This window comes from Streptomyces sp. CRN 30, assembly GCF_034105845.1.
The window spans coordinates 1-3,816 of record NZ_JAVRHI010000168.1 but is presented as its reverse complement, the minus strand read 5'-3'; the positions used below and the strand labels follow the sequence as shown (position 1 = coordinate 3,816).

Annotated in this window: 5 protein-coding genes and 2 tRNA genes; 4 read left to right on the top strand and 3 right to left on the bottom strand. The window is 73.6% G+C overall.

What is annotated here, in order from left to right:
* A partial coding sequence (locus tag UW392_RS16450; protein ID WP_320775753.1) for a serine/threonine-protein kinase occupies positions 1 to 1,039 on the bottom strand: 1,039 nt, incomplete at its 3' end.
* A 196-nt stretch (positions 1,040 to 1,235) separates the two neighbouring features.
* On the opposite strand from UW392_RS16450, the gene UW392_RS16445 reads away from it, so the two are divergent.
* The 4 genes from UW392_RS16445 (at position 1,236) to UW392_RS16430 (ending at position 3,601) form a co-directional block, all read left to right on the top strand.
* A complete protein-coding gene (locus UW392_RS16445) occupies positions 1,236 to 1,502 on the top strand; it encodes a hypothetical protein (RefSeq protein WP_320775752.1) in 267 nt (88 codons plus the stop codon).
* Between the two features lie 237 nt (positions 1,503 to 1,739).
* Positions 1,740 to 1,922: a hypothetical protein gene (locus UW392_RS16440; protein WP_320775751.1), complete on the top strand. Its 183-nt coding sequence runs from the start codon at positions 1,740 to 1,742 to the stop codon at positions 1,920 to 1,922.
* A gap of 363 nt (positions 1,923 to 2,285) precedes the next feature.
* On the top strand, positions 2,286 to 3,242 hold the full coding sequence (locus UW392_RS16435) for an aminoglycoside phosphotransferase family protein (protein WP_320775754.1): 957 nt from the start codon (positions 2,286 to 2,288) through the stop codon (positions 3,240 to 3,242).
* A gap of 80 nt (positions 3,243 to 3,322) precedes the next feature.
* On the top strand, positions 3,323 to 3,601 hold the full coding sequence (locus UW392_RS16430; protein WP_320775750.1) for a zf-TFIIB domain-containing protein: 279 nt from the start codon (positions 3,323 to 3,325) through the stop codon (positions 3,599 to 3,601).
* 62 nt (positions 3,602 to 3,663) lie between these two features.
* Here the strand turns inward: UW392_RS16430 and UW392_RS16425 are convergent.
* Together UW392_RS16425 and UW392_RS16420 are read right to left on the bottom strand one after the other, a co-directional pair.
* A tRNA-Val gene (locus UW392_RS16425) sits at positions 3,664 to 3,735 on the bottom strand.
* 1 nt (position 3,736) lies between these two features.
* Positions 3,737 to 3,810, bottom strand: a tRNA-Cys gene (locus UW392_RS16420).
* Positions 3,811 to 3,816 lie beyond the last annotated feature (6 nt).

Here is a 3,816-nt window from a genome sequence, read left to right as displayed (position 1 = left end):
CGTCCCGGGAGCGGCCGCCGCGTGACGGCGTCGCCCCGCGTCCCGGTCCTGGGCCACGGGACCCCGTCGTGCCGCGCGGGGCGGGCGTCCCCGGGGAGCCCTGTCCCTGCGGACGCCGCTGCGCGCGCTCCGGGTAGGTGTCGGCGAGCCGGCCCGTGGGCCGGTCCGCCTCACCCGCGCGCGGGGCGGGCGGCCGTACGTCGGTGATGCCCTGGGCCTCGCGCGCGGCGATCTCCTTCAGCCGCAGCGACAGCTGCAACGTGCTGGGCCGCTCCTCGGGGTCCTTCGCCAGACACGCCCGCACCAGGGGGGCGAGGGCGTCGGGGACGCCGTGCAGCTGCGCCTCCTCGTGCACCACGCGGTACAGCATCACCTCGGAACTGCCGTGCCCGAACGGCGAGTCCCCCATCGAGGCGTACGCCAGGGTGGCGCCGAGCGAGAAGACGTCCGTGGCCGGCGTGACCGTCGCGCCGCGCACCTGCTCCGGGGCGAGGAAGCCGGGGGAGCCGACCGCCGTGCCGACGTGCGTCAGCGTGGAGGCACCGGTCGCCCAGGCGATGCCGAAGTCGATGATGCGGGGGCCCTTGGGGGAGAGCAGGATGTTGGAGGGCTTCAGGTCCCGGTGCACGACCCCGGCCTCGTGCACGGCGACGAGCCCCTCGGAGAGGGCGGCCCCCACCGCGGCGACGTCGGCGGCGCCCAGCGGGCCCTCGTCGGCGACCTTGTCGTGCAGGGACGGGCCCGGCACGTACTGCGTGGCGAACCAGGGCCGGTCCGCCTCCAGGTCGGCGGCGACCAGCCGGGCGGTGCAGCCGCCTCTGATGCGGCGCGCCGCGGAGACCTCGCGGGCGAACCGCGACCGGAACTCCTGGTCCTCCGCCAGGTCGGGCCGGATCACCTTCAGCGCGACCCGCTGGCCCTTCCGGTCGGAGCCCAGGTAGACCACGCCCATACCGCCCGCGCCGAGCCGCCTGTGAAGCCTGAACGAGCCGACGACGCGCGGGTCCTCGCGCCTCAGGCGCATCATCGCCATGTTCATCCCCGCTGCCCGGTCCCTGTGACGAGCCACAGCTTACGTACCCGTGGCCGCCCGCGCGCAGAGGCCGCGCCCTCCGGGTTCGATCGATTGTCAGTGGGCGGTGGGAGAATTGAGGGGTGGTCAGAGAAGGGGCGAACGGGTCGGATCGGTAGGGATCCGGACGTCAACCCGCTGTCCGAGAAGGGGGATTGGGGCCGTGAAGGGTGACCGGGTGGAGATAGTCGTGGACGCGGGGGACACGACGCGGACGTACGAGGTGGTGGCCAGCCGGGCCGGGCGCCGGGTGGAGACGGCGGTGCGCAGAGGGGTGGTGGAGGTGAGCGAAGTCACGCGCAACGGCTCGGTGATCCGGACCGCGCGCTTCATGGCGAACCGGGTGCTGGCGCTGGTGGAGCAGCCGGTGCCGCGGGAGGACGGTCCGGAGAAAGCCGAGAAGTCCGAGAAAGCCGTGCAGAGTGGGTGAACCCCTCGGGGAACACCCCTAGACCAGGGCCGTCGTCTCCACCCACGGGAGTACGCCCCTGGTCGGCACTCATCCTCCGGGAGGCCCGGCAATCGGTACGAGGGCATGACGTGCGGTCGGCGGGGGACGCCTAGATTTGAGGTCAAGCGGCGGGTGCAGTACTCGTCCCCCGAGGTCAGACGCCCGCCGCTGCCAGACGGACAACCGGAGACAACGGAAGAGGCCAGGGGAGGGATCATGGCACTGACAGCACCGCGGACGCTGGTCCGCACGCGGCGGTCCCGTCGCCAGGGCCGTCGTCACCCACTGGTGGCGACGCTCATGGCCCTTCCGTTGGCGGTCCTGCTCCTGCTCGTCTTCGACGGGTGGGAGACGGTGACCACACAGGCGTCGTCCGTGGGTGTGGTGCTGGGGCGCTGAGCGGCGACCTCAGGCCCGGAAGAGCGGTCCGGGCGGGGACATCCACCCATGAAACCCCGTGGGGACGGGGGTGCGGCGGACGGCACAGATGCCGGCGCAGCTGGGGAGCTGCGCCGGCATTGCTGTGCGTGTCGATCGGGGTGCTTGTGGTGCCGGTGGGATACCTGCGGCGCCCGTGCGGGGTCGGTGGGGGTGCGCGTGGCGCTTTCGGTGTGTCTGCGCGCGCCGTCCGCTGCGGGCGGACACCCCCGCCCCGTCCCCTTGTCGCCGTACGCGACTGACGGTGCGTGCGGTGTACGGCCGTCAGGGCGCCGCCCCGGTGGCGGCGTCCGGCAGCGGTCTCGGCAGGACCCCGTACGCTCGATCCCCGTGACGCTTCTTCCCGCCCTGACCGCCCGTGTCAGAGCACAGGCCCATCCCCCGGGGGTGGACCACGACGCCTGTCCCTGCGGTGCGGCCACGTTGGCGGACAGGTCGGACACGACCGTCGTCCGGCACGGCGACATCGTCGCCAAGGCCCATGCCCCCGACGCCGACCGTGACGCCCTCGTTCACCGCCTCACCCTCGCGGCCTGTCTTCCTGGCGTCCTGCTTCCCCCGCTCGGCACCGTCCCCGCCGAACTGCACGGCCGGCTCGTGACGTGCTGGCCGTACGGCGTCCCCGTGGACCCGGCCGACCCGGACGCCGCTCCCTGGGAGGCGGTCGGCACGCTCCTCGCCCGTCTCCACCGGGCCCCGGTCCCCGCCACGGCACCTCTGACGCGCGGCCCCGCCAAGGCCGCCGCCGCTCTCGACCGGCTCCGGGTCACCGCACCGCACCATCCCGCCACCGCCCCCGTCCTGCGCGCCTGGTCCGCGCTGCCCGCCTGGGCGCGCGGCGCCGCCGCCCTGCCGGACACCGGCACGCTGTGCCACGGCGATCTCCACCTCGGCCAGCTCGTACGCCACCCCGCGCCCGACGGTCCGTGGCTGCTGATCGACGTCGACGACCTCGGCCGGGGTGTACCCGCCTGGGACCTGGCCCGCCCCGCCGCCTGGTACGCGTGCGGGCTGCTCCGGCCCGAGGAGTGGACCCGCTTCCTGGCCGCCTACCGTGCCGCCGGCGGCACCGCCGTACCGCCCGGCGGCGATCCCTGGCCGGCCCTGGACGTCCCCGCCCGCGCGCTCACCGCGCAGACCGCCGCGCGCGCCGTCACGAAGGCCGTCGCGGCGGACCGGCCGCTGGAGGACGTCGAACGGTCACTGGTCGACGCCTGCGCGCGCATGGTGGCCCTGCCCGGCCAAGATCCCCGCGAGTTGGGCGACGGTCACGCCGAGTAGGGTGCAACCGACCGCAGCCGGACAGAGTCTGTCCTGGCGAAACGCGAAGCAGGACCTACCGGCGAGGAGTTGAGCCGACGATGCATTGTCCGAAGTGCCACGCACCGATGCACACGTACAACCGCAACGGCGTCCAGATCGAGCAGTGCAGTGGCTGCCGCGGGATATTCCTGGACTACGGCGAGCTGGAGGCGCTGACCCGGATGGAGAGCCAGTGGGCCCAGCCGGCGCCGCCGCCCCCGGGCGCCCCGCAGGCCTACCCCGCCGCCCCCGCCTGGGGTGCCCCGCACGGCGGCCACGGACACCACCACGGCCACCACCGCCAGAAGAGCTTCGGCCACATGCTGTTCTCCAGCTGAGACAGGCGCGAGCGGAACACCAAGGAGCCCCGGCCGTACGAGACGGCCGGGGCTCCGGGCGGTGGACGATACTGGGATTGAACCAGTGACCTCTTCCGTGTCAGGGAAGCGCTCTCCCGCTGAGCTAATCGTCCTTGGAGGTGGAGACGGGATTTGAACCCGTGTAGACGGCTTTGCAGGCCGTTGCCTCGCCTCTCGGCCACTCCACCAGGAGT